The organism is Yoonia sp. R2-816 (assembly GCF_046762905.1).
In the GTDB taxonomy this organism is placed as follows: Bacteria; Pseudomonadota; Alphaproteobacteria; order Rhodobacterales; family Rhodobacteraceae; genus Yoonia.
This window is the reverse complement of the sequence record NZ_JBKQXN010000311.1, coordinates 603,738-627,373: the sequence shown is the minus strand read 5'-3', so window position 1 is coordinate 627,373 and position 23,636 is coordinate 603,738. Positions and strand designations below refer to the sequence as shown.

The 23,636-nt window shown below is 57.7% G+C and carries 24 protein-coding genes and 3 pseudogenes; 8 read left to right on the top strand and 19 right to left on the bottom strand.

Annotated features, from left to right (window positions below):
• Positions 1-11: 11 nt before the first annotated feature.
• From ACFWW2_RS20975 to ACFWW2_RS20965, 3 genes are all read right to left on the bottom strand, one after another.
• Complete coding sequence (locus tag ACFWW2_RS20975) at positions 12-908, bottom strand: UTP--glucose-1-phosphate uridylyltransferase (protein WP_393931431.1); 897 nt, start codon at positions 906-908, stop codon at positions 12-14.
• 438 nt (positions 909-1,346) lie between these two features.
• Positions 1,347-1,739, bottom strand: a complete 393-nt coding sequence (locus ACFWW2_RS20970) for a hypothetical protein (protein WP_393931429.1) — start codon at positions 1,737-1,739, stop codon at positions 1,347-1,349.
• Between the two features lie 80 nt (positions 1,740-1,819).
• The gene (locus ACFWW2_RS20965; RefSeq protein WP_393931427.1) at positions 1,820-3,232 is read right to left on the bottom strand and encodes a hypothetical protein; all 1,413 of its coding nucleotides are present in this window, start codon (positions 3,230-3,232) and stop codon (positions 1,820-1,822) included.
• 101 nt (positions 3,233-3,333) lie between these two features.
• On the opposite strand from ACFWW2_RS20965, the gene ACFWW2_RS20960 reads away from it, so the two are divergent.
• The gene (locus ACFWW2_RS20960; protein ID WP_393931425.1) at positions 3,334-4,170 is read left to right on the top strand and encodes a class II glutamine amidotransferase; all 837 of its coding nucleotides are present in this window, start codon (positions 3,334-3,336) and stop codon (positions 4,168-4,170) included.
• Between the two features lie 64 nt (positions 4,171-4,234).
• Here the strand turns inward: ACFWW2_RS20960 and ACFWW2_RS20955 are convergent, their stop codons facing one another.
• Positions 4,235-4,813, bottom strand: a complete 579-nt coding sequence (locus ACFWW2_RS20955; RefSeq protein WP_393931423.1) for an HPF/RaiA family ribosome-associated protein — start codon at positions 4,811-4,813, stop codon at positions 4,235-4,237.
• Positions 4,776-6,674, bottom strand: coding sequence for an ATP-dependent zinc metalloprotease FtsH (gene ftsH / locus ACFWW2_RS20950; RefSeq protein WP_393931421.1), 1,899 nt, complete (start codon positions 6,672-6,674; stop codon positions 4,776-4,778). The genes ACFWW2_RS20955 and ftsH overlap by 38 nt, the downstream gene beginning before the upstream one ends.
• Before the next feature lie 208 nt (positions 6,675-6,882).
• Between ftsH and ACFWW2_RS20945 the strand changes: the two genes are divergently transcribed.
• Positions 6,883-7,446: a hypothetical protein gene (locus tag ACFWW2_RS20945; protein WP_393931419.1), complete on the top strand. Its 564-nt coding sequence runs from the start codon at positions 6,883-6,885 to the stop codon at positions 7,444-7,446.
• Positions 7,447-7,455: 9 nt separating this feature from the next.
• A complete protein-coding gene (locus tag ACFWW2_RS20940) occupies positions 7,456-7,641 on the top strand; it encodes a hypothetical protein (protein WP_393931417.1) in 186 nt (61 codons plus the stop codon).
• 130 nt (positions 7,642-7,771) lie between these two features.
• Here ACFWW2_RS20940 and ACFWW2_RS20935 read toward each other — a convergent pair whose 3' ends face one another.
• The 4 genes and pseudogenes from ACFWW2_RS20935 to ACFWW2_RS20920 all read right to left on the bottom strand — a co-directional run bounded on the left by ACFWW2_RS20935 (position 7,772) and on the right by ACFWW2_RS20920 (position 10,214).
• Positions 7,772-8,500, bottom strand: a complete 729-nt coding sequence (locus ACFWW2_RS20935) for a DUF5765 domain-containing protein (RefSeq protein WP_393931415.1) — start codon at positions 8,498-8,500, stop codon at positions 7,772-7,774.
• A 173-nt stretch (positions 8,501-8,673) separates the two neighbouring features.
• Positions 8,674-9,024, bottom strand: a complete 351-nt coding sequence (locus tag ACFWW2_RS20930; protein ID WP_393931483.1) for a sodium-independent anion transporter — start codon at positions 9,022-9,024, stop codon at positions 8,674-8,676.
• A 151-nt stretch (positions 9,025-9,175) separates the two neighbouring features.
• Positions 9,176-9,799 (bottom strand): annotated as a pseudogene (locus tag ACFWW2_RS20925) (SulP family inorganic anion transporter); the annotation flags it as partial.
• A 41-nt stretch (positions 9,800-9,840) separates the two neighbouring features.
• Positions 9,841-10,214, bottom strand: a pseudogene (locus ACFWW2_RS20920) (SulP family inorganic anion transporter).
• A gap of 278 nt (positions 10,215-10,492) precedes the next feature.
• Here ACFWW2_RS20920 and ACFWW2_RS20915 point away from each other — a divergent pair.
• The gene (locus ACFWW2_RS20915; RefSeq protein WP_393931414.1) at positions 10,493-11,032 is read left to right on the top strand and encodes a hypothetical protein; all 540 of its coding nucleotides are present in this window, start codon (positions 10,493-10,495) and stop codon (positions 11,030-11,032) included.
• 34 nt (positions 11,033-11,066) lie between these two features.
• On the opposite strand, the pseudogene ACFWW2_RS20910 reads toward ACFWW2_RS20915, so the two are convergent.
• Positions 11,067-11,300: pseudogene (locus tag ACFWW2_RS20910) on the bottom strand (hypothetical protein); the annotation flags it as partial.
• Between ACFWW2_RS20910 and ACFWW2_RS20905 the strand changes: the two are divergent.
• Positions 11,291-11,557 (top strand): conjugal transfer protein, encoded by a 267-nt coding sequence (locus tag ACFWW2_RS20905; RefSeq protein ID WP_393931481.1) that lies wholly within the window; start codon positions 11,291-11,293, stop codon positions 11,555-11,557. The pseudogene ACFWW2_RS20910 and the gene ACFWW2_RS20905 sit on opposite strands and share 10 nt — an antisense overlap.
• Before the next feature lie 45 nt (positions 11,558-11,602).
• Positions 11,603-11,872 (top strand): hypothetical protein, encoded by a 270-nt coding sequence (locus tag ACFWW2_RS20900; protein ID WP_393931412.1) that lies wholly within the window; start codon positions 11,603-11,605, stop codon positions 11,870-11,872.
• Here ACFWW2_RS20900 and ACFWW2_RS20895 read toward each other — a convergent pair.
• On the bottom strand, positions 11,869-12,285 hold the full coding sequence (locus tag ACFWW2_RS20895) for a hypothetical protein (RefSeq protein ID WP_393931410.1): 417 nt from the start codon (positions 12,283-12,285) through the stop codon (positions 11,869-11,871). The two genes, ACFWW2_RS20900 and ACFWW2_RS20895, sit on opposite strands and share 4 nt — an antisense overlap.
• 486 nt (positions 12,286-12,771) lie before the next feature.
• Between ACFWW2_RS20895 and ACFWW2_RS20890 the strand changes: the two genes are divergently transcribed.
• Complete coding sequence (locus ACFWW2_RS20890; RefSeq protein ID WP_393931408.1) at positions 12,772-13,572, top strand: MBL fold metallo-hydrolase; 801 nt, start codon at positions 12,772-12,774, stop codon at positions 13,570-13,572.
• Complete coding sequence (locus tag ACFWW2_RS20885) at positions 13,569-14,516, top strand: MBL fold metallo-hydrolase (protein ID WP_393931406.1); 948 nt, start codon at positions 13,569-13,571, stop codon at positions 14,514-14,516. The genes ACFWW2_RS20890 and ACFWW2_RS20885 overlap by 4 nt, the downstream gene beginning before the upstream one ends.
• A gap of 172 nt (positions 14,517-14,688) precedes the next feature.
• Here the strand turns inward: ACFWW2_RS20885 and hemA are convergent, their stop codons facing one another.
• The 8 genes from hemA to soxA form a co-directional block, all read right to left on the bottom strand.
• Positions 14,689-15,909, bottom strand: coding sequence for a 5-aminolevulinate synthase (hemA, locus tag ACFWW2_RS20880; RefSeq protein ID WP_393931404.1), 1,221 nt, complete (start codon positions 15,907-15,909; stop codon positions 14,689-14,691).
• A gap of 8 nt (positions 15,910-15,917) precedes the next feature.
• Complete coding sequence (locus tag ACFWW2_RS20875; protein ID WP_393931402.1) at positions 15,918-16,349, bottom strand: DUF302 domain-containing protein; 432 nt, start codon at positions 16,347-16,349, stop codon at positions 15,918-15,920.
• 75 nt (positions 16,350-16,424) lie between these two features.
• A complete protein-coding gene (locus tag ACFWW2_RS20870; protein WP_393931400.1) occupies positions 16,425-17,687 on the bottom strand; it encodes an FCSD flavin-binding domain-containing protein in 1,263 nt (420 codons plus the stop codon).
• 26 nt (positions 17,688-17,713) lie between these two features.
• Complete coding sequence (locus ACFWW2_RS20865; protein WP_393931398.1) at positions 17,714-18,409, bottom strand: c-type cytochrome; 696 nt, start codon at positions 18,407-18,409, stop codon at positions 17,714-17,716.
• Complete coding sequence (locus ACFWW2_RS20860; protein ID WP_393931396.1) at positions 18,409-19,683, bottom strand: c-type cytochrome; 1,275 nt, start codon at positions 19,681-19,683, stop codon at positions 18,409-18,411. The genes ACFWW2_RS20865 and ACFWW2_RS20860 overlap by 1 nt, the downstream gene beginning before the upstream one ends.
• Positions 19,667-20,941: a sulfite dehydrogenase gene (soxC, locus tag ACFWW2_RS20855; protein WP_393931394.1), complete on the bottom strand. Its 1,275-nt coding sequence runs from the start codon at positions 20,939-20,941 to the stop codon at positions 19,667-19,669. Before soxC ends, ACFWW2_RS20860 begins: the two co-directional genes overlap by 17 nt.
• Positions 20,942-20,955: 14 nt before the next feature.
• Positions 20,956-22,659, bottom strand: coding sequence for a thiosulfohydrolase SoxB (gene soxB, locus ACFWW2_RS20850; protein ID WP_393931392.1), 1,704 nt, complete (start codon positions 22,657-22,659; stop codon positions 20,956-20,958).
• A 102-nt stretch (positions 22,660-22,761) separates the two neighbouring features.
• Positions 22,762-23,607: a sulfur oxidation c-type cytochrome SoxA gene (gene soxA, locus ACFWW2_RS20845; protein ID WP_393931390.1), complete on the bottom strand. Its 846-nt coding sequence runs from the start codon at positions 23,605-23,607 to the stop codon at positions 22,762-22,764.
• Positions 23,608-23,636 lie beyond the last annotated feature (29 nt).

The following is a 23,636-nucleotide window of genomic DNA, read 5'->3' as shown; positions in this document are numbered from 1 at the left end:
CGGCTGCTGATCTACCCCACAGGCGCGATATCCTCTGGTGCCAGATACTCTTCGAAAACCTCCGCATAGGCAGGATCATCACGGGCCAGAAACAACGTTGCCGCTAACATCCCCTGTTTTGAGCCGCAGTCGAACCGGCGTCCGGAGAACCGAAAACCCGCTACGCCGGCCTTTACCGAGCTGATCGTGATCGCATCTGTCAGCTGGACCTCGCCACCGGCACCCGGGGCTTGCTGCGCAAGGGCATCAAAAACCACAGGATCTAGAATATAACGGCCAACAACAGCCATCTGTGATAGCGCCTTATCTGGTTCAGGCTTTTCAACGATACCGCTGGCCTGCACAAAGCGGCCGTCCTCCGCTGTTACGGAAAGAATACCGTACCGGCCGGTCAGCGCCTTTGGCACTTCCATCACGGCCACCAGATGCCCCGCCTTGCCACGGTCATACGCATCGACCATTTCGCGCAGGCAACCCGGCGTTCCAAGTATCAGATCGTCAGGCAGAATAACGGCAACGGGGCCGTCCAACAGATGCGGCCGCGCGCACGCCACGGCGTCACCCAAGCCGCGCGGCTCTGGCTGCGTGACAAAGATGACCTCGCAGTCGCGGGTGTCCAGTGCGGCCTCTTCCAACTCATGCGCTAGGTCCGATTTGCCATGGTCTACAAGCGTGGCGCGCAGTCGTGCATCGTCCATCACGTAGTGTTCAATGGCGGCCTTTGACGGATGGCTGACAAAGATCATCCGCTCCACGCCAACCTCGCGCGCCTCATCTATCGCGTATTGGATCAGCGGTGTGTCGATCACAGGAAGCAATTCCTTTGGTGTTCCTTTTGTTGCAGGCAAGAACCGTGTGCCAAGCCCGGCCACGGGAAAAATCGCGGTACGGACACGTTTATGGGTCATTGCCGAACTCCCTTTCTGCTAGAATTCACGCTGCAATCTGAAAAGGCTCGGGCCTGGAGCCCAACCGGGTATACATCGCATCACGGCTGAAAGGCGGTCGATTGTCTCCTTCCCCCCTTTCTCATTGGCCTAAGAAGAAGGCATGCGCGTTGATTTTTCTCAATGCGGCCCCATCAAACGCCTGCCATGTAACGCCGGCCGGTCGCCACCACAAATTGGCTTCTGGATCACTGCGCCATCGCATGAGTCCAAATTAGCTCCGCCAGGTATTGGCGCCGTCCTCAAGCCAACGCTTTGAGCAAGGTACTACCCGAGAAGTTTGTCGTTCGTTGTGACGTAAACCGATGAACATAACGATGGGATGCCCGCTCGACGCCCGGAACACATAGGAGCTTCGAAGTACGCCGGTGATACCAAACCGGGAAATTCCTCCGGGATCTACTTTGGTACTACGTTCGGCTCCTGGCACTGGTACCCGGACGGGACTGCTTCAGCCGACAATGACTTTGCAGGAGATAGGTAATCGAATTCTAACATCTCAGATGTGGGCAAACTGTGCCACATAGACCGGCGCATGAAATCATCGTTGATCACGACCTGCGGGTTCACGCCTTCGACGATCGCACCAAGAGCGACCTCGGGGTTGCCGGGCGCTTCGATCTTGCGCATCAGCACCAGATCCAGCGGTGCGTTCAGCCTCGCGGCTAGCTCAACCGCGACAGGAACGCCACCGCGCGGCAGGGCAAAGACAAGCGGTTGCATCAACCCCATGGCAGCAAGCCGATCAGCCAATAGCCGCCCGGCTTCTTCACGCCCCGCAAATCTCTGCATGATGTCTGCCAAGGAGACGAGCGTAACGGGCCGACACCCTGCCGGGATTGATCAATCTCAACGCCTGCGCCCCGTCCGGGTCAAGGTGCCCGGACACGCGCCAAGACCTCCTCGATGAGCCGATCTGCATCGTCCTGTTGTTGCGCAATGGCCAGAAGGTTCAGTGACGCGCCGCGCGGCGCATCGGGCGGGGACAGGATGACGAGACCGCTGCGCCGATGGCCCACCTGCAACAGCAGGTCCTGAGTGCAGTTGATCAACCCGCTGGTGTCCAGGCGCACCTCTGGCAGCACGTCCTGCATGATGCTTAGCGTCGGATGGCCGCCTGTCAGACGCTGGGCGACCGTCATGGGGATCGAAACACCGCCCCAGCGTCCATTGCATTCGATCCAGTGGATCGCGCGACCCGGCTGTGCATTTTGACAGATGACCGCATCCATGCTGCACCGCCCATAGTAGCCGACCTTTTGCAACACCCGCGCGATCTGCATCGCCTCATGACCCAGTTGGGTCTGGATACACTGCGGCAAACGCGAAGGTGCGCCGCCGACAAAACTTCCGATGGTGCCGCGAACATGTTGTTCAAAAACCCCGTCGACAACCGGCGGCCCTTCGGCGGCCAGCGGTATCCAGAGTTGGACGGACGGGCTGCATGTCACCTGCGCGTCCCAGACACCGACGAGGATGGGATAGGTATCGCGCCAACCCACCGCATGCAGGCGCTGTCGCAGAAACTGACGCAACACCGCGGACGGCGTGGTTCTGATTGCCGCGCTTTGCAGGCGGATATTGCCCATCGAACCCGCGCTGTCGGGCACTTTTACCACCACATGCGCGCTTGTCCTGCTCAGTCGTTTGACAAGACCTGTCGCCGCCGCTGGACCATAGGCGGCCATGGTCGGCGGCGTCGCATCACGACCGATGATCTGCCGAGCCAGTTGTGCAAACCACAGCTTGTCATTGGCCCGGCGCATGATCCGGGGGGACGGGCCGCTGACATGAACCCGGCACTGCGCGCGTTGCCCGATCACTCGCGCCAACCGCCAGACATGACCGGTTGTCAAGTAGGATTGGATCGTCAGGCCACCAGCCTTTGCCGCTGCGCTGACGCAGGCCGCAACCGCAGTGTCAGACCTGCGGGCCTGATTTGCCAGGGGGCCGATGTCCTTGGCGTCGCCACCCAGAAACACCATCCCGGACAGGCCAAGGTAATCCGCCAGATAGTCCTCAAAAGCCTTGTCAGGTCGCCGCACCAGCATCAGATCACCAGGTTGCGCCAGAAGGGCCATACGAAAATCAAGCTGCAGCTGTGCGGCATTGCCAAGAAGGCTGATCTCGGACTGATCACCGATCAGCAGTGAGGCACCGGCCCCTTTGCCCTGCTGCACACATGGCCCAAAATCCAATGACGACAGCAATGCAGGTTCATCAGCAAGCAACTGTTGAACGATGTCGTTTTCGTACGGCTGGGACACAGACGACATATTGGTCATGCACCAAATTTACGATCTGGGTTGCGCAACGGAATTGACCAAAGTCATTTTGCTTTGCCTCAAGCTGCTAGCATGCGGCGGTAAAGCAAAGGGATCCGCCGATGTGCCGTCTTTACGCCATGCATGCCAACGAACCGACCAAGGTCGAATGTGGGTTGGTCAAGTCACAGAACGCGCTGATGGCACAAAGCAAAAGTGACATGCAGGGCTATGCGCATGGCCACGGCTGGGGCGTTGCAGATTACAACGACGGCGTACCCATGATCGAAAAACAGGTCTGGGCGGCCTTTCATGGCGAGCATTTCAGCCGCAAGGCCGCACGGGTCTATGCCAGAACAGTCGTGGCCCATGTCCGCCGCGCAACCGTGGGCGGCACGAGCATCGAGAATACTCATCCTTTTCATCATGGCCGCTGGATATTTGCCCACAACGGCACCGTCACCAGCTTTGACGAAGTCCGCATCAAGATGCTGGAAGAGATGGATCCGCTACACCGCGCTGAAATTCGGGGAACAACAGACAGCGAACATCTGTTTCGCTACCTTCTCAGCCTTTTTCTGCGCCACCCCGAGCGCGGCCTTTGCGCTGTCGTCCAAGAGGGGCTAGAGCAGGTGATCCGCTGGTGCGCCGACGTTGAACCGACGGCGCTGCCCGGCCTGAACATCATCCTGACCGATGGCGACCACATGATCGGGTCGCGCTACAACCGTTCGCTTGTCTATCTGCAACGCGACCATGTCTTTCTCTGCCCGATCTGCGACCAGCCGCATGTGCATCACGACCCGCAAACCGGCTATCAGGCGATCGAGATCGCGTCCGAACCGGTGACCTTTGTCGATGACTGGTATGAAGTCCCCGACCGCACCATTTTTCAGGTGGCAGAGGACTATCGCCTTGATATGCAGCCATTGGGGCGCGCGCTGTCAGACCAGCAATAGCAGGGCTGTGATTGGGCTTGGCCTGAGCGGCGTTCACCGGTTTCGACCAGCCAACGCAAGAACGCTAGCGCGGTGTATCGGTGAAGCGCATAGCGCCAACCGGGCGGACAAAGGAGGCGTGCGGCCCTTTTTCGGAGCCCTTGTTGTCGAGGGACAACTCGACCGGGTCGCCCTCATTGAGGGCATCAAAACCGTCACCACCCACCGCGTTGCGATGAAAATAGATCAGGCGGCCATCCGTCGTTTCGATATGACCGTAACCGGTGTGCCCATTCAGCATCGCGATCCTGCCCTGAAGCTGCTGTGCATGTGTCTCTGGCCTGCCCTTGTGGGTATCGCTCCATTTCTTCAGCTGGCGCTCCATCGCGCTGAAGGCATCCCGTATCGCGATATGGACATCGGTGTGTGCCTTGTCATCGCCCGGATGTCTGGTGATGGCCAGCGTCTGACCGGGCAGTTCGGCAGAGATGTCGATGATGTATTGCGTTGCTTTGTGTTTCTTGTGCGGCGCCCGCACCCAGACGTTGCATCTGTGCAAGTCCGGGCACATGGCTTCAAGTCGCGCGACCCTTTCACCTATTTTGGCTTCGATCGCATCCGAGGGGTCAATCCCCTGAAAGGTAAGGTTCATAGCCTCTGTCACTGTTCACTCCTTTCTTGCTGTCTTGGGGGGCCTGAGCTGATACGCAAAGGCTGCGGCCCGCCTTGCCTGCACGATCAGGCACGGGTGTTATAATGCCGGGATCGAGGCATTCCCGAATGGCGGCCGCACCCAGCGTTTCTTCGGTTTCCAGCCGTGCAATCAACGTCGCAATACGGTCGCCATGTTGTTTGATCAGTGCCTCCGCGCGCGCCTCGGCCTGCTGTAGAACTGCCATCACGGCCTCATCCACTTTTCCGGCTGTTTCGTCGGCAAATGTCACCGGCTGCGCAATCTTCCGGCCAAGAAACGGGCTTTCCTCGGCATTGCTCAGGTCAACCGGCCCGATGTCGTTATCCATTCCCCAACGGGCAATCATGGATCGGGCAAGGTCTGTGGCGCGGCGAATGTCATCTTCGGCGCCAGAGCTGACCGTGCCGAGAAAGTGCTTTTCTGCAGCCCGCCCGGCAAGCAGAACGCTCAACTGAGCGCGCAGATAGTCTTCGGGGAGTACATGGCGTTCATTTTCCGGCAGCGCATGGGTGCCGCCAAGCGCGCGGCCGCGCGGAATGATCGTGACCTTGTAGATCGGATCAGCAACCGGCGTATGGAACGCAACCGCCGTATGCCCGGCCTCATGCACCGCCAGTCGGCGTTTCTCGTCAGGATGGATCGCAAGTGTGCGTACTGTGCCCATCATAATTTTGTCGCGTGCCTCTTCGGTGTCGGGCAAGCCGATATCGACATTCCCCTTGCGCGCAGCAGAGATCGCAGCCTCATTCAACAGGTTTTTCAGGTCAGCGCCGGAAAACCCCGGCGTGCCCGCTGCGATCTGATCAAGATCGACGGATGCATCAAGCGGCAGTCCCCGCGCGTGGATGTCCAGAATGGCGCGCCGTGCCTGTTTGTCAGGTAATGACAAGGTCACATGTCTGTCAAAACGACCCGGACGCAAAAGCGCGGGATCCAGCACATCAGGCCGGTTTGTTGCGGCCAGAACAACCACGGCATGCTTGCCTGAAAACCCGTCCATCTCGGCCAGGATCTGGTTGAGCGTCTGTTCACGTTCATCGTGCCCGCCACCCAGCCCGGTGCCGCGCGTCCGACCAATGCTGTCCAGTTCATCAATGAAGATGATGGAAGGGGCCTGTTTGCGTGCCGCTTCGAACATCTTGCGGACCCGACCGGCGCCGACACCCACAAAAACCTCGATGAATTCCGACCCGGTCGTGGAAAAGAACGGAACGTCAGCCTCACCCGCGAGCGCACGCGCCAGCAGTGTTTTGCCCGTTCCTGGCGGCCCCATTAGCAAAACCCCATGGGGCACCTGGGCACCAACGCGTGAAAACCGGTCCGGCTCGCGCAAGAAATCGACCAGTTCGGCCACCTCTTGTTTGGCACTTTCCTGCCCGGCCACATCGGCAAATGTCACCTTGCGCCCGTGACTGACAGGCGAAGAGAACCGCCCCGCCATCAGATCGCCCAAGCCTTGCCCCGGAAAACCCGCACCGCCCATGGATGTGCGCCGCGTCAAGAAATAGAAAAACCCCGCAAGGAAGATCCACGGCAGCAGCGCCCCAATGATCGAGCCGCCACTGGGGGCCTCTGCAAAAACCTCAACGTCGTGTGCGTTCAGAAGCGGTAACAACTCAGGATCGCCTTGAACCGGCACGACAGCCCGTGACGGGACATCATCGTTGTAGGGCTCTGCTATCAGATGTGTTTCGGTTAAGACGACGCTTTGCACCCGACCATCTGCTATCTGTCGCTTGACTTCGGAGTAAGACACAGTCCGGGTCGAGGTCATCGTGCCTTGAAACAGGGGGGCCAAGATGAACACGGTCAGAACGGTGACAAGGATCACCCGAAGCCCTAAGGAAAGCTGTCCGTTTGGATTTGGATCAGGCCTATCTGCCACGCTGCGTTTACCCCCTGACGCGATCTGCGTTGCACAATCGAAAGTCTTTCAGATTTCCACCTTTCAGGATTGAGCAATGTCAAACCAGAACCGGGAGAGCGGGATACCCCTAGCGCAGGGCGCGAGACCGTTGCCCACCACATCAAGGACCACTATGGCAACTGCAGCGGCGCAAGCTGACGATACAAGCGAGAAGCGCTTCATCGCGCAAAAGCTGATTGAGGTTGCGGATCTGTTGCAGCAACAGAATGCCAACGGCTTTCGGGTCAGTGCTTGTCGCGATGCGGCCTCTTACATTCTGCGGATGGGGCCACATCTGCGCGATATCGTGATCAAGGACGGTCGTAAGGACCTGGAAGGCTTGCCTAATATCGGCACATCGATTGCGCGGGCCATTCAAGAGCTGCTTGACACCGGATCATCGACGATGATCGACCGGCTGCGCGGCGCGATTGACTCCGAAAGACTCTTTCAGTCTGTCCCGATGATTGGCACAAATCTGGCGCATCTCATCCATGAAGAACTGGCGATCGAAACGCTTGAAGACCTCGAAGCGGCCGCACATGATGGCAGCTTTGTTGGTCTGAAAGACTTGGGGCCGCGTCGCGTCAACGGGATCCGGATGGCACTGGCGGAGATTTTGGCGCGCCGCCGTCCACGCCATGGGCCTGTCACGCCTACACCGCCCACAATCGCCGAAATACTCGATGTAGATTAGGAATACCGGGTGGAGGCCGATGCGGGCACCTTGCCAACGATCCCGCCAAGGCGTTCCAACCCGCAAGGCAGCGCTCGGATTCCCGTTCTGCATACCGAACGCGGGCCGTGGCAGTTTACCGCGCTCTATTCCAATACATTCCGCGCCCGCTGGCGGGGTCGCACAAAGGATTGGGTTGTGGTCTTTTCTGACTAGGACGGACAAGATGAGGGACAATGCACGGTTGTGACCGAACACCACGGAACACCGAGCGGCTTGCGGGTTGTGCGCCGGGCTTGAAGCCGCCGGTATGCAGCACTATTAACTGGACTGGGCGGTGGACAGGTCATTCCATAACCCTCCGCCCCCACCACCTGTCTGAGGTAACGCTTTGCCGTGCCCGTACACTCACACCGACAAGCAGGATGAATATGGAAAACAGGCACCAGATGGCTGGCATTTCGTTGGGATTGTTTGTCAGTGCAGAGGCCAGGATCGGCCCCGACGAGACGTGGAACACGACGAACCGCCATGCGCCATAGGCCAAGGGCAGCACAAAGGCCACAATCATATAGGCCGGAAACCCAGATGCGATCCCGGTCGCGGCCTCAAACGGGACGAAAAGGCCGTTGTAGGGAATGTTCCAAGCGATGTGCCATTCGCCCGAAACGGTACAGAATTCTGGACCACAAAGCGGCGCACCCGCAGTGCAACGCCCAAGTGCACCCAGTGGAACAAGCTGGATCAACAGGATCGCGGTAGCAGCAGCACAAAGCAGCATCACCCAACGCCACACGCGCGCCTTGACGGGCGCGGGCACCAGTTCCATCGCGAAGGCATTGATGAAGAACGGCTGAAAGGCAATGTGTAGGTAAGAGGCAAATGTAACAGCCACATTCGCCCGCGTTCCGCATTGGTCCAGAACCACGTAACCTGCGACCTGCAGGGCCTCCATCACGGTGAAATAGCCAATTGTCAGCCAGATGGCGGGCGGGTTCTTTCGGCTGTAGGAGACTGCGGTGCCGACGCCGCCGACACAGGTCATCGCCGCGGATGCTTCAATGCTCCAACACATTCATCAACCCCTTCACGCCTACGATAAGAGGGTCAGTGAAGGTTGATTTGATAATTGTCAGTTGGGGTTGCGGCGAGCGGAAAGATCTTGCTGGCTGTCGTCAGGCTGCTTGCGCGCCTGGCTGCGATGCCAGGTCCCGCGTCGCCGCGTGGGTGCTGAGATAGATCCCGCCGTCACCCAGCATATGAGGGAATGAAACCCGCTCCAGCCGGTCCATCACTGGCCCTTTCACCTCGGCCAGGTGCATGGTTACACCTGCGTCGTGCAGGCGTCCGGCCGGGGGTTTCGAGCGTCTCGAGCGCGCTGGCATCAATGAAGCTGACCGCACTCATGATCAGAACAAGGTGATTGATCCTGGGCTGGTCGGCGACACGGGCCAAGAGCTCGTCTTCCAGAAAGGCGGTGTTGGCGAAATAGAGGCTTTCGTCGACACGCACGGCCAGCACATCGGGGTGTGTCTGCACCTCGTGCCGCAGGACGTTGCGGAAATGTTCGGTCTCGGCCACACGGCCCACTTCGGCCATATGCGGGCGGCTGGTCCGCCACAGATAAAGCGCAATGGACAGCCCCCGCCACGATGCCAATCTCGACCCCAAGGGTCAGCACGGCGAGGAATGTCGCGATCAGCGAGGCGGCATCGGCCTTGTTGTAGACCCAGGCGTGGCGCAGGGTTTTCAGATCGATCAGATTGGCCACCGCCACCACGATGATCGCGGCCAGCGTTGCTTGGGACAGAAAGTAAAGGAGCGGCGTGAACAAGAGCACCGTCAGCGCAATCAGTACGGCGGTGATGATGGAGGCAAGCGGCGTGGCTGCAACGGCAGCGAAGTTCACCAGTGACCGGCTGAACCCGACCGTGACGGGATAACCGCCCGTGAATGACGCACCGATATTGGCCGCGCCAAGGGCGATCAGTTCTTGGTTGGGGTCAATCTTTTGTCGCCGTTTACTGGCTAGGGATTTGGCGACCGACACGCTTTCCAGAAAGCCCACGAGGGAAATCAGCAGCGCGGCAGGCAGCAATTGCTGGATCAGCGCGATATCAAAGCCGGGCAGCGTTAGCGGCGGCAGTCCCGCCGGGACGTAGGCCACGATTTTCACGCCCGCCGATGCGTTCACCCTCATGAACCAGACCGCCAGTGTCGTGACCAGCACGGCGACAAGCGGGCCGGATTTTGCGACCCCGTCGGCGACGGCGGGTGCGGTCCCCGCTGCCCTGAGCCATTGCGACAGGCGCCCCTTGAACAGCAGCAAGATCGCCGGCGACGCAATCGCGATGGCAAAGGTCGCCGGGTTCAGTTGGTTGATATGCGTCGCCGCATGGCTGATCGTTTCGGTAATCAGGTGACTGCGCGGAATATCGAAGCCAGCAGGTGTTTCAGCTGGGAAAGGCCGATCACAAGCGCCGCAGCACTTGAAAGGCCGGAATTGACCGGGTGGCTGAGGAAATTGACCAGAAAGCCCAACCGCGCAAGGCCATCCCCAAGAGGATTGCACCGCGCAGAAACGCCAGCAGGATGGCACCGCTGGCATAGCCTGCGGTCCCGATTTCTGCCAGTTCACCCAGTGTCGTGGCCACCATCAACGACACGATGGCGACAGGCCGCACGGCCAGCGCCCGGCTGCTGCCAAGCAGGCCGTAGAACACCAATGGCACGATGCTGGCATAAAGCCCGACCTCGGGCGGCAGGCCGGCCAGGAGGGCATAGGCCATCCCCTGCGGGACCAGCATGATAGCTACAATTAGACCGGCGATACCATCATTGGCCAGCGTTTGCCTGTTATAGCCCGGAAGCCAATCAAGGATCGGCAGATAGGGGTGTGACTGACGGTGTGCCATGGCGCGTTTCCTTTATGCTGCGGTGGGCAGACCTTGCTGGCTGGTGATGACCCGTTTCCACGGCATATGCTTGAGCAGTGACGCCATGGCGCAATCACGCGGACAAAAAAGTGGCCATTGTAGGGCTCGTAGGAGCACAGCGAGCTCAGTATTTGCTCGATACCGGCGCTGGCATCGAAGACGTCGAAGCTGAGTACCTGAAGATGTTGCGCGCCGATTTGGGCTACAGGTACGCGGGCTTCTCGCCCATTCACAACCCAGACAAGGAGCAAATCCACTTCAACTTGGCATTTGCGACCAATCATCCCATGGGCATGGAGACCATGCGTACAGCCGAATTTAGGTCGCTTTCAGACTACGATCGCGCACGTTTTAGCAAGAAAAAGCCACCTCAAGACGACCTCTTTGTAAGTATTGGAGAGCATTTTGATGTACGAGGACCTTACCTGAGAACTCGTGAAAACCATCTGGTGTGCGCAGGAGATGTAATTCTGAGGTTGCTGTCAGAGAGCCCAGAGGGCGTAAAGTTCGATCGACTGTCTGCTCTCATCCAACAAGATCTCTACCTACGAAGAACCGAGCTAAAAGACACACTGGTCGAACTGACATCCCGAGGAAAAGTGTCCGCCGATTGGAAGGTCGGTCGAAAACAAGAGCCCAGCAACTCATACCTGATCAGACGTACTCAATAGGTCTACAAAAGGCTGCTTTGCGGTTTGCCAACTGTTACTGCGCACTTGTAGCGAAAGCCTGCTTTCCGCCGTCCGCGCCGACGATGCACCAGTCAACCGGCCCCTCAAGCTTCAGCCAGTAACGCGTGTAGCGGAGTTCTCTAGTACGCCTGAGAGCACCTATTTCGACAAGTTCTTGTAGATCTCTTGTAGCGGTCCCGCGCGATGTACCGGTGATGGAAATGTAGTTCTCGGCGCTATAGCCTCCCTTGAAACCATCTGAACCCTCTCCGAAAACATACTGACATCCCCGGCTATTTCGCACTAGTTCACCGTGCCCTGATCGATCCGATCCTGCTTGCCTGTGTGCCGCGCACGATCGCCATAGCCAACAGCACCTTAGCCGCCACCATAAGTCTTAGCCTGCGACTCTGGATCGTTGGCCTGCTCTTCATGCTCATAGGCCACCTCCTCGCCATCTGGGCCGCAAAGCGGGATGTGCAGATCGCCGACGTGGCGCGCCGACATCTGCGCTACCCCTCCTAGTTTAGGGTCTTAGCTAATAACTCGCCTTGCGGAATACCGCTCGAAATGCATTTCGAAAGCGCGTATTTTCTGACACTGGTCTGGATGCCGCCTGCGGACGAAGCAAGCCGCGCCGAGGGCTGGTTGCTGGAAAATGGGCCGGAACGCGGCACCAGTCCACAGGACCTAATCGCAGGCTTTGTGGGCCAGGCGGACCGGCTTGTCGATTTGTTTGACGGGTTCGTGCCGGACATCGCTTGGCTCTCCGATGTCCACGCCCCGACTTACCTGCATTCGACCGTCTCAGCCCGGCGCCAACGGGTCCGCGTGCCTTAAGAGGACCGTTCCAGCAGCGCAGTGCATGGCACGAGGGACGTAAGCAATCGCTCAAAAAAGACTGCTCCGTCTCCAATATCGCCGGCCGCTAGGGGCAAGGCTGCCAGCTCGCCGCGTGGAGAAAGCACAACCGAGGTTTCGGGAGTAACATCTATTCCGGTCGTTGTGGCGTGTATTGGAGCCATCAACGTTCGGCCGATCGAGTAGAGACCCGCACCGACACAATCCAACCAAGCATCGGCAACCCGGTTCGCCTCCTCCGAGTCTTGCGGATTTGAAGCCACGAACTGTTCGTATTCACCGCTCCATGTTACGTTGGGCTCGTCACCGGCGAGAAAACGCAGATATTCCTCTGCGTTCGGAATATCTATTTTCTGCGGTCGAATTCCCGCGCCCGTTACGATGGCCGTCATCCAGCAATCGACCATGGCGACCCGGACAGGACCGCCCCGTTTCCGACATGCCCTTCCAAATGGTCTGCAGAGATCGGTTCCAGATCCAAACCCTGGCATGTCTGACGACGGACACTTTACCCTCCCAGACAATGGGTGCGACGGGGATCGCCTCACCCTTCTCCGTGATGCCGACCCGCACCTCTCAAAGCAAGTCGGCAGTCGCCTCACCAAATGCAAAGAGCCGCCTAGTGCGAACCGCGAAACAGGTACCCGTAACGATGGGTGGAAATATTCCGTTGAACGCCGACATGTTACAGCAAGAAAACTGTTTCAATAGCCAAACACTAGTCGTATTATTCAATAATTCGAATATGAAGGTAAGACATGCAACTGACACGCAGAAGAGTGATACAACACGGGATAGCGGCGGCCCTTTCCGGCGCTATCCCCCAGCGCATTTGGGCGCAAACCACACTGCACGCGGGTGATCGCAGCCTTAACACTATGAGTGACGGTAACCTTGTGCTGCCAAAAAGCTTTGCCTTCGGAGAAACACCACCAGACGGTGCGAATGAAATTTTGGCGCGTTACGGAATCACCGGCGACACGATGACCCCGGACTGCAACATCACCCTGTTACGCGACGGTGATCGCACAATCCTCTTCGACGTCGGCGCTGGCCGGGAATTCATGCCCAGTGCGGGCAAGCTGATGGATGCATTCAACGCGCTGGAGCTTGATGTCAGCGACATCACAGATGTGGTCTTTACCCACGCGCACCCTGATCACCTTTGGGGCGTGCGGGATGATTTTGGCGATCTGATGTTTTCCGACGCGGCCTATCATATGGGGCAAGCGGAGTGGGATTACTGGACCGACCCTGACACCGTCTCAACCATTGATGAAGGGCGCGTGACCTTTGCCGTGGGGGCCATGAACCGGCTGGAACTGCTGGCCGATCAAATCAACCTGTTTACAGACAATCAGGAAATACTGCCCGGTGTGCTATCGCGCCTGACACCGGGGCATACTCCGGGACATATGGCGTTTGAAGTGCAGATGGGCGGCGAAGCCGTCATGATTGTGGGCGACAGCATCGTGAACCATCATGTTGCCTTCGAAAAACCCGCTTGGCTGTCAGGCTCCGATCAGGATCCTGAATTGGGTGCCCAAACCCGCCTTGCTTTGCTGAATCAACTCAGCACGGCGCAAATGCGGCTGATTGGTTTCCATTTACCCGGAGGCGGTTGGGGCCATGCAGCGCGGCGTGGTGACGGGTTTGTCTTTGTCGGTGAAGACACATGATCCGGTTTGCTGCACCTCTGATCGCCATTTGCGCAACCGCGGCACATGCAAACGAAGACATCGCAGATCAGTATCCGGGCTCACCGCTTTATAGTGCGCCGGTTGAATTCATCCCCGGTGTGTTCAGCGCCATTGGCGCAACCGCCCCGCCGACCTATGAAAACACCGGTCATAACAATAACCTCAGCTTCATTGTCACCGGGGAAGGTGTTGTCGTGATCAATGGCGGCGGTGCCTACGTATTGGCTGAAGCGCTGCATCAGGAAATCAAAGCCCGCACAGAAGAACCGGTTGTTCTGGTGATCAATGAAAACGGTCAGGGGCATGCCATGCTGGGCAATTCATACTGGGCAGAGCAAAATGTGCCAATCATCGCCCACAAGGACGCCGCCGTAGAATTCGAAGAACGCGGGTTTCGCATTCTTGAAGCCATGCAGCAACTGAACAAGGACAAGGCCGAAGGCACGTTTCTGCAAGGCCCGACCGAGACGTTTGCGGATGAATACATCCTCGAATTAGGCGATTATCGCATTGAGGTGCGTTATCTTGGCCCCGCCCATAGCGCAGGCGATGTGGTCGTCTGGCTACCCCGTCAGGACCTTGTGATTGCGGGTGACATGGCCTTTCACGAACGCATGCTGCCGATATTCGAGGACACTTATACCCTTGATTGGCTGGACACATGGGACACCGCATTTGAAGCGCTCAATGCGACCTATGTCATTCCCGGACACGGGCATCCGACGAATATGGATCAGGTCCGGCGTTATACGAAAGGTTATCTGGAATATCTGCGCGGCAAGATAGGTGAACACCTTGATAATGGTGGCGGGCTTGCGGACGCCTATCACGTAGACCAATCACCCTATGCCCATCTGGACACGTTTGAAGAATTGGCTACCAAGAATGCCGGACGTGTCTATGAGCAGATGGAGTTCGAATAGCTTGGGCAACGACCATTGACGGATGCTGAAGCAAGCGGTGTGTCAGCATAGCGCCACCCCAAAGCCATCGGGATCGACAAAGCTCAATAAGGTTTTCCAGCATGTTCAGGCCCCTTTCAACTATGCAGGCGCCAATAAAACATGCCGTTTCGAACCTTGATGCAGGTCAACACTATTGCGCCGCAACAGGCAAACGGGCCAGCTGGCACTGCGCCCAAAGCGTCTCAAGCGCGCTGACAAGATGGTCGATATCCGCCGCGGAATGCACGGGTGATGGCGTCAGCCGCAAACGCTCCGTCCCTTTCGGCACGGTGGGGTAGTTGATCGGCTGGATATAGATGCCGTAGTCACGCATCAGGATATCAGACAGGTATCTGCATTTGACCGGGTCGCCGACCATCACGGGAATGATGTGGCTTGGGTTATCCAGATGCGGAATACCGATGGCATCCAGCCGCGCACGCACTTCAGCCACTTTGGCCTTCTGCATGGCACGTTCGGTGTAGCTGGTTTTCAAATGACGGATTGACGCGGCGGCACCTGCGACCACGGCAGGTGGCAAAGCAGTCGTAAAGATGAACCCACTGGCGAATGACCGGACAAAGTCGCACAGATCGGCCGACGCCGCGATATAGCCGCCCATAACCCCGAAGGCCTTGCCAAGCGTACCCTCGATAACGGTCAGCCGATGCATCAGGCCGTCACGTTCTGCAATGCCGCCGCCGCGGGGGCCGTAAAGTCCAACGGCGTGCACTTCGTCCAGATAGGTCATGGCGTTGTATTTGTCGGCAAGATCACAAATCGCAGCAATTGGTGCGATATCACCATCCATCGAATAGACGCTTTCAAAAGCGATGAGTTTCGGGCGGTCCAAGGGTTGCGCCGCCAGTAACTCTTCTAGATGTGCAAGATCGTTGTGACGCCAGATCTGCCGCTCTGCTTTCGAATGACGGATGCCCTCGATCATGCTGGCGTGGTTCAGCGCGTCTGACAGCACCAGACAATCAGGAATCTTTGCTGCCAGCGTGCCAAGCGCAGCCCAGTTGGAGACATAGCCGCTGGTGAACAAAAGGGCGGCTTCCTTGCCATGCAGGTTGGCCAATTCCGCCTCTAGCAAGACATGGTGATGCGTTGTGCCAGAGATGTTTCGCGTGCCACCCGCACCCGCACCAACCTTGTCCAGCGTATCATGCATGGCCGCCAGTACATCAGGATGCTGACCCATGCCAAGATAGTCGTTCGAGCACCAGATTGTCACATTGCGGGGGGCATCCCCGTGATTGGTAGCTGTAGGAAAGCGTCCGCAGTGCCGTTCAAGATCAGCAAAGACGCGATAGTTACCTTCATCCTGTAACCGCGCCAACGACGCGGCAAAGAAACCGTCGTAATTCATGAATATCCTTATCCGCCCACGGCGTCTTGTGCGATTTCGTCCAGCAGTGCCTGGACCTTTTGCATTTCACCATCCGGATAGGTCCGATAGCCCACCATCACCGCATCGTCGCGTTCAGTCACGAAGATCCCATAAGGGCAATGCGCGATGTTCATCAGGTCGGCCTCCATCACCTCGCGCGATATTTGCGCAGAGCAGAACAGAAATATATCGGCGGCCTCAAATAACGGTACCGTACTGCCGACATCCGCAGCCGTCCGGGCAAGCATATCGCCGGTGTGGCTGACATAGTCGATGACCAGACCCTTGCCGATAATCGCGTTTTCCACCGCAAAGGTTGCATCCTCAAAGCTGCCGTCAAAGGGATAGGTCACAGCCTCTTGCCCGATAACAGGGGTCGCGGCCAAACCGAGAATCGCACAGGTAAGTAGATTTTTCATATCGTTTCCTCCATTCGCGGAATCTTAGGCGGCGCAGCAAAGCGGGCCCTGATCAAAATCAAGGCCCGCATGATTTTAGCCAAACATGTCCGCGACGATGCCGTCATACCAGCCAACAGATTCCTGATAGGTTGCCGCGCGCAGTTCATCGCTTTCGCCGGTCTGGCTGACAAACCCATCGACCTTCGCGATCTTCTCTTCGGTGGCCTCATAAGTGGCCCCGACCTTCACGCCGTCCTCTGTGTCGATTAGAGACCAGCACGTATTGGCAAAGCGTGCGGGGAATACGGTTGAGCCGGTCAGCGCACCGCGCACCGCATTGGCGCACACCTTGGCCTGGCTATTGGCCGAAAAGCCTGACTTTGGCATATCGCCCTGCGCCGCTGCATCGCCCAGAACATGAATATTCTCATCCATCTTCGAGGACATATCGACCGCATTCACGGGCGCCCAGTTGCCCTCTGTGATGCCTGCAATCTCTGCAATGCGGCCTGCCTTCATGGCGGGGATCACATTACACACATCGACACTGTTCACATCGCCATCAATGGACAGCGTCATCGCGACCGGGTCAACGACCACGTCTGCACCCCCGAAATCGGGCCCAACACGTTCGATCATGCCAGCGTAGTGATCGTTCCAGCCTTCCTCGAACAGACCCTGCTTTGAGAACTTCTCTTTCGGGTCGGCAATCAGGATCTTGGCCGTCGGGTTCACCTCTTTGAGTGTATGCGCCACCATCGAGATACGTTCATACGGGCCGGGCGGGCAGCGGTACGGATTTGGCGGCGCAACCATCGCATAGGTGCCGCCTTGCGGCATTGCCATGATCTGCGCCTTCAGCAGTTCAGTCTGTGATCCACCCTTGTAGGCATGTGGCATCGCGTTTTGCGACGACAGATCCCAGCCTTCAACGGCGCCATCAACAAAGTCGATGCCCGGCGACAGGATAAGGCGATCATAAGGCAAGCTGCTTCCACCGGCGAGCGTGACAGTCTTTGCATCACGATCAACACCGACCGCCCAGTCATGCACGACGTTGATCCCGTATTCCGCAGCCAGCGTGCCATAGCTATGACCAAGCGACTGCATATCGCGGAAACCGCCCAGATAAAGGTTCGAGAAAAAGCATGTGTAGTAAGTGCGCGTCGGCTCGACCAAGGTCACATCAATGGCGCCTTGGCTATCCTTGGCGATGTAGCGCGCAGCGGTCGCCCCCCCCGCACCGCCCCCCACAACCACCACACGCGGCTTGCCTTGTGCGCGCACCATAGGTGCTGCCAATAGACCCGCTGTTACGGCTGCAGATCCAAGAAATATCCTTCTGTTGAATGTCATGATTACTCCTCCCCTATGCGCATCAACTACTCGATGCTTTCAAAATACGCCGCGAGCGCAGCGATCTCTTCATTCGATAAACGGCCTGCCATCATCTGCATGACAGGATGAGCCCGCACACCTTCCTTGTAGGCGTGCATCACGACGACGAAATCTTCCGCTGGCCAGTTGGTGATGGATGGAATCCCATCTGTGGCGCCGCTGGCCTGATGGCAGGATGTGCATTCCCCTGACAGATATTCGCCATAGGCGGGGTTCCCGATAATCGCCAAAACTTCAGGTGCGACGGCATGATCTACGGCTGCGGCAGTTGGTGCTGCCTCAGGGATATTCCCGGGGCTGGCGGAAAACAGGCGTAGATAGGCCAGTAAATCGTCACGTTCCTGTTGCGCTTCAAAGCCGTGGAAGCTCATTCGTGTGTTGGACACAAGCCTGCGCGGGTTCTCGATGAAATCGTCAAGCGTCTCGTAGGTCCAGACCAAGCCACCATCCGCGGCGCGTTGCAGACCGGCGGAATAGCGATAGCCGTCTGCCGCACCAGCCGGACGGTCAAAGACATTGTTCAGGTGCGGGCCAATGCGATCGCGGGCACCCTGGCCAACCTCGTGGCACCCGCTGCATTGTCTGAACAAGGTCTGCCCGTTTTCCGCATCACCACCAACTTCGGCATGGCTTGTGCCCGCAGCGCTAAAGAGAGCGATGAAGAAAAGCCGCTGCAACATCACTCTTCAAAGCTCTGAAGATAGGCTATCAGGGCTGCGATATCCGCCTCTTCACGCACGCCCCGGAACGTCATCTTCGTGCCTGCCATTGTGCCACGTGGGTCGGCAAGGAACGCCGCGAGGCTTTCAGGTGTCCAAACCTCGTTAGCTGTATTGGCCTCTTGGAACACATTGGAATAGCGGAACCCTTCAACCGAACCGATTGTCCGTCCCACCATCCCGTTGAGGGCCGGACCCGTTCGATTGCTGGCATTCTCCCCAACCTGATGGCAGGATTTGCACTGTCGAAACGCACCCTCGCCCGCAGCGATTAGGGTTGGATCAAGACCATCGGTTTCGTCGGTAGCCATTGTTGCAACAGTGTCATCAGACGCCGAGAACACAGGCCCGTCGCCCGTCGTGGCCTCATTCATCACTGACTCACCCCCGCCCTCGGGTGTGACATCCAAGAATGTCGCGCGCATCGTGATTTCAACGGTGTCCTTGCAGTTCGCCATACACGGTTCAGTCCGCCATTGGGCGTATTCAAGCTCTGGCCGGTCATCAACGACAAACCCGTCGCTGTTATACATCTCGACTTCGGTGAAGTTTTCGTGGCTCAGCTCGAAATCGTCATCAACCAGATCGTTGGAATACAGGATGTACGCGACGATGGCATAGGTTTCGTCCGGCGTCAGGGTCCCCGCCTCACCAAATGGCATGGACCGATTGATGTAATCCCATGCCGTCGACAGATGCGGCCAGTAAGAACCAACTGTCTTGACCGGGTCTTTGTCAGCCAAGGTGTCAAAGCCGCCTGCAAGAACGGGCCAATTACCAACGCCTTCGGCGAAATCACCATGGCAAGAGGCGCATTTTTCAACGAAAACCTCTTCCCCGGTATATACATCACCGCGCCCTTCGGGCAGGCCGCGACCGTCCGGCAAAACATCGACATCCCATGCGGCAAGCTCCTCCTCCAGCGCGGCACGGCCAAGTTCATAGGTACCTTCAATGACCGGCGCAGGCGCTGTCAGACTGGTGCTGGCATTGGCGGCATCAGCCGCGATTTGTTGGAGCTGATCACGCTCTGACATAAGACGCGCAGCTTCCTCAGCAGCAGTCTGCGCCTCTGCACTGGCGCGGGCCGCATTCGCTTCAATTTGCTGGACACGGGCCTCCAGCGTTTCAATTGTCTGCGCGCCGTAATGCCGCGACGCCAAGCCATATGCCAAGCCAAGACCAAGGGCAGTGACCCCGATTGCGGGGACAAATAGGTTAAGAGACTTCGACATTCTCGGCGATCCCTTCTTCGTTCACAAACCAGGTTTGGATGCAATTGTTGTGGTAGACCGCGTTTTCACCACGCATTTCGCGAAGCTGATCCTTGGTCGGCTGGACATAGCCGGTTTCATCGATGGCCCGGGATTGCAGCAGCATCGGGCTGCCGTCCCATTCCGTATCCAGATAGAACCGGGTCAGCGCCTTGGTATCGCCCTGCTTGCCAAGTCTTGCGGTTTCCCACGTGATCCCGCCGTCTTTTGACACATCGACGCGGGTAATCTGCCCATGACCGGACCAGGCAAGGCCGGAGATCACCAGCGGCCCTGCGCCATGCGTGATCGGCATCTGCGGGCTGGGCGAAGTAATGACTGATTTGGCGTCCATGACCCATGTCCACTTGCGGGCGATGCCGTTCTCATAGACGTCGGTGTATTTGGATGTTTCTTCGCGACTTTCCACGGCCATGTCGGTGACTTCGACACGGCGCAGCCACTTGACCCACATGTTGCCTTCCCAGCCGGGTACGACCAGCCGCACCGGGTAGCCATGTTCCATCCGCAGCGCCTCGCCATTGGCTTTGAATGCGACAAGCACATCATCAAGCGCCTTTTCCATTGGTATCGAACGTCCATTGGACGACGCATCGGCGCCTTCGACATAGACCCATTTGTCAGAAAGATCGCCCGCATCCTCTAGGCCCGCTTCGCGCAGCAATGTGCGCAGCGGAACGCCCGTATATTCCATGTTGTGGATCATACCGTGGGTGAACTGCGCGCCGTTCAGCTGCGCACCCGCCCATTCCATGCCGGTATTGGCAGCACATTCGCAGAAATACACGTGGTTTTCGCGCGGGAACCGTTCCAGATCGGCGTAGCTGAAAATCAATGGACGATCGACCAACCCGTTGATCATCAGGCGATAGTCTTCCTTGGACAGCTCGATCGCACCCGAATGGTGGCGTTCAAACGCGCAACCCTGCGGAGTGATTGTTCCATCAAGGGCGTGGATCGGAGTGAAATTGATTGATGAAATGGGCGACGCTGTCAGCCATTCCACATTGCGGCGCACAACGTCGCTTTCGAACTTGATCGGCAAACCGTAAGGCGTTTCATCAACGCCAGCCCCTGTGTAAGATGCCCAATCCTGTAACTCCGTGATCTTGGGGTCAGGCGCGCCCTGCGCTGCCGCACCGCCTGCAACTGTGCCTGCTGCAATCGCAGCGCCGCTACGCAGGAACGCGCGTCTTGAGGGCTTGAAGAATTCATCCATTGCGACTGGTCTCCTCATGCACCGGCCACGGTGACGCTGGTATTTGGCGCCACGCTCACCGTGCCTTTGTTGCGAATATGGTTTTCAACGACATCCCAGATTGGCGGGCCCTCGGTGCCCTCATTGACCGATGCCCACCCCGCGGCCACGTAGGTTTTCGCAGGATCAATCGCCTCACCCGTTCTGAGCAGGGTCATATCTGAAATCCGCTCACCGATGGGTTTGCTGACATCGATGCGGTAGCCCATGCCACCAACGCGGACCATGTCACCGCCTTGCTGGTAATAGGGGTCGGTGTTGAACAGGTTATCGGCGACATCTTCCATAATAGTATGGATGAATTCGCCGGTCATTTCAGTGCGGTAAGCATTTGGGTAGGTCATTGATGTGACGTTCCAGATGTCCTCGCGGGTGATGTCCTGACCGGGCATGATTGACGGCCCCCAACGCACGCCGGGTGACAGGGAAATATCGGCATCGCGTTCTTCGATCAGCGCCTCACAAATCAGATCATCCCAAGAGCCGTTGAAATTGCCGCGCCGATAAAGCAGCGTGTCATCCGCCGTTTTCCCGATCACCTCTGTCAGATCATCGAGGAACGGGGCACGTTCGGCATCAATGGCCGCCGCTACCTCCGGATCAGGTGAAATCACATCCGAAAAGACCGGGATCAGCTTATGGCGGAAACCCATCATCCGGCCATCGCGCACATCCAGATCAACCCGGCTGACGAACTTCCCGTTCGAGCCTGACGCGACGATGATCGTCTCACCAATCAAAACTGGTTCGGGAAGGGCATCATGGGTATGGCCGGCCAGAATGACATCAATACCTGTCACCCGCTCTGCCATCTTCTTGTCCACGTCAAAACCGTTGTGCGACAAGCAAACAACCAGTTCTGCGCCTTGTCCGCGAGCCTCATCCACCATTTCCTGCATCCGCTGGTCACGGATACCGAATGAATACTCCGGAAACATCCAGCCCGGGTTGGCGATTGGCATGTATGGAAAGGCCTGCCCGATCACGGCAATCTTCACACCACCGCTTTCATAGAACTTGTAGGGGGCAAAATCCTCTGCTGGTTCATCCCACTCGGCGTCAAAGATGTTCTGGCCCAGCGCCGCAAAGGGCAGGTCGCCGACAATGTCGCGCACGCGATCAGAGCCAAGCGTGAATTCCCAATGAAACGTCATCGCATCTGGCTTCAGCAAGTTGATGACGTTCACGACGTCCTGCCCTTGGGTCTTGTAGCAAGTGTAAGAGCCGTGCCAGGTATCGCCGCCATCCAGCAGCAGCGCATCAGGGCGTTCCGCCCGGATACTGTTCACGACTGTGGCGACACGATCCATGCCGCCCATCTTTCCGTAAGCCTGACCAAGGGCCGCGAAGTCATCATAGCTGAGCGCGTAATGTGACGCGCTACCATCTTCGATCCCGTAAAGTTTGCGAAACTCTGCGCCGGTGATGTGGGGCACTTGCCCCTTATTGGGCCCAACCCCCAGGTTGATTTCGGGTTCACGGAACCAGATCGGTTTCAGTTGGGCATGGATATCCGTGATGTGGATGAGCGATACGTTCCCAAACGTATCAAACTGCAACAGGTCACTTTGCGAAAGCGATTGCTGTGCTGCCAGCTTGCCCCAATTCCCAAAGCCAGACGCACCAACGATCGCCGAAGCCGCCATGCTGGCTTGCAGAAAATCACGTCGAGATATCATTTCGCCAATCCTTCTACCAAAGCCTTCATATTCCAATTATTGAATGGAACATGATAGAAAAAAGCCCGCCCCTGACATCCAGGAAGCGGGCTTTCAGGGAGGTTAGTTTCGAACAGCGGGCCCTTCGACCGACAAACCATTGCCGCGCGAGGCGACGTAAAGTTCCAGCGCGATCATTTCCTCAGCGCCGACACTGTAAGTCTCTGCGCGGGTATCGCGGATACACCCACGAAAGCGCGATTGGACACCGTTCAGCTTGGCGTTCTTTAATCGATATGTCGGGAAACCGTTAATCTGGCCCTGGCTGAGATGGTCCGCGCGAATGTTGTTGCCATAATTGTCTTCATGACAATTCGCGCAGGATAGATCCAACTGGCCAAAGCGGGTGTAATAAATATCCCGCCCCTTCTCCCAAGTGGACTGCGCCGGTCCATCAATGGCGACATCAATGGTCATTCCGCGCGAAACAGAGGCAAGCAGGGCTTCCATGTTCAGCATGTCACCGCCGTCATACTTCCACTCTTCCGCGCCCATCCGTTCGGTGCGACAGCCATTGACCTGTGTTGCGATGGTGCGCACCTCACCGGCGTCTTCGTTCCACTTGGGATAGACGGCGCGTACGCCAGCCATCTCTTCGGGGGCACCATGGCAAGAGGCACAGGATTCACCTGCGCTGCCTTCAACTGTGTTCCAGGCTTCAATGGCTTCATCGACAAAGATCATGCCGGGGTTTTCAAAATCGTCCATCTGCAAGGCTTGAGTCTCGCTCGAACGGAAAACCCAACCGGAATAGATCGTGCTTAGGTTCTCAAGATGCTCCGGCGCGTCCGTCCGCACGGTAATCTCGATCTCCTCATTGACGACCAGGTTAGCCTCTTCATCGGCCTGTACCGCAAAAGCGGCGCAAAGCGCGACAACGGCAATACCACCTCTCAACACTGTTTTCATTGACATTGCCCTCCCCGGCGCGTCCGCTG

Bases quoted from the DNA above. Each gene is read 5' to 3' on its own strand.
- ACFWW2_RS20865 (WP_393931398.1), bottom strand. From the start codon at position 18,409: ATGTTGCAGCGGCTTTTCTTCATCGCTCTCTTTAGCGCTGCGGGCACA.
- ACFWW2_RS20930 (WP_393931483.1), bottom strand. From the start codon at position 9,024: ATGGCCGAAGTGGGCCGTGTGGCCGAGACCGAACATTTCCGCAACGTC.
- ACFWW2_RS20960 (WP_393931425.1), top strand. From the start codon at position 3,334: ATGTGCCGTCTTTACGCCATGCATGCCAACGAACCGACCAAGGTCGAA.
- ACFWW2_RS20900 (WP_393931412.1), top strand. From the start codon at position 11,603: ATGCATTTCGAAAGCGCGTATTTTCTGACACTGGTCTGGATGCCGCCT.
- soxA (WP_393931390.1), bottom strand. From the start codon at position 23,607: ATGAAAACAGTGTTGAGAGGTGGTATTGCCGTTGTCGCGCTTTGCGCC.
- soxB (WP_393931392.1), bottom strand. From the start codon at position 22,659: ATGATATCTCGACGTGATTTTCTGCAAGCCAGCATGGCGGCTTCGGCG.
- ACFWW2_RS20935 (WP_393931415.1), bottom strand. From the start codon at position 8,500: ATGTGTTGGAGCATTGAAGCATCCGCGGCGATGACCTGTGTCGGCGGC.
- soxC (WP_393931394.1), bottom strand. From the start codon at position 20,941: ATGGATGAATTCTTCAAGCCCTCAAGACGCGCGTTCCTGCGTAGCGGC.
- ACFWW2_RS20945 (WP_393931419.1), top strand. From the start codon at position 6,883: ATGGCAACTGCAGCGGCGCAAGCTGACGATACAAGCGAGAAGCGCTTC.
- ACFWW2_RS20965 (WP_393931427.1), bottom strand. From the start codon at position 3,232: ATGACCAATATGTCGTCTGTGTCCCAGCCGTACGAAAACGACATCGTT.
- ACFWW2_RS20860 (WP_393931396.1), bottom strand. From the start codon at position 19,683: ATGTCGAAGTCTCTTAACCTATTTGTCCCCGCAATCGGGGTCACTGCC.
- ACFWW2_RS20895 (WP_393931410.1), bottom strand. From the start codon at position 12,285: ATGACGGCCATCGTAACGGGCGCGGGAATTCGACCGCAGAAAATAGAT.
- ACFWW2_RS20975 (WP_393931431.1), bottom strand. From the start codon at position 908: ATGACCCATAAACGTGTCCGTACCGCGATTTTTCCCGTGGCCGGGCTT.
- ACFWW2_RS20870 (WP_393931400.1), bottom strand. From the start codon at position 17,687: ATGACATTCAACAGAAGGATATTTCTTGGATCTGCAGCCGTAACAGCG.
- ACFWW2_RS20970 (WP_393931429.1), bottom strand. From the start codon at position 1,739: ATGCAGAGATTTGCGGGGCGTGAAGAAGCCGGGCGGCTATTGGCTGAT.
- ACFWW2_RS20875 (WP_393931402.1), bottom strand. From the start codon at position 16,349: ATGAAAAATCTACTTACCTGTGCGATTCTCGGTTTGGCCGCGACCCCT.
- ACFWW2_RS20890 (WP_393931408.1), top strand. From the start codon at position 12,772: ATGAGTGACGGTAACCTTGTGCTGCCAAAAAGCTTTGCCTTCGGAGAA.
- hemA (WP_393931404.1), bottom strand. From the start codon at position 15,909: ATGAATTACGACGGTTTCTTTGCCGCGTCGTTGGCGCGGTTACAGGAT.
- ACFWW2_RS20885 (WP_393931406.1), top strand. From the start codon at position 13,569: ATGATCCGGTTTGCTGCACCTCTGATCGCCATTTGCGCAACCGCGGCA.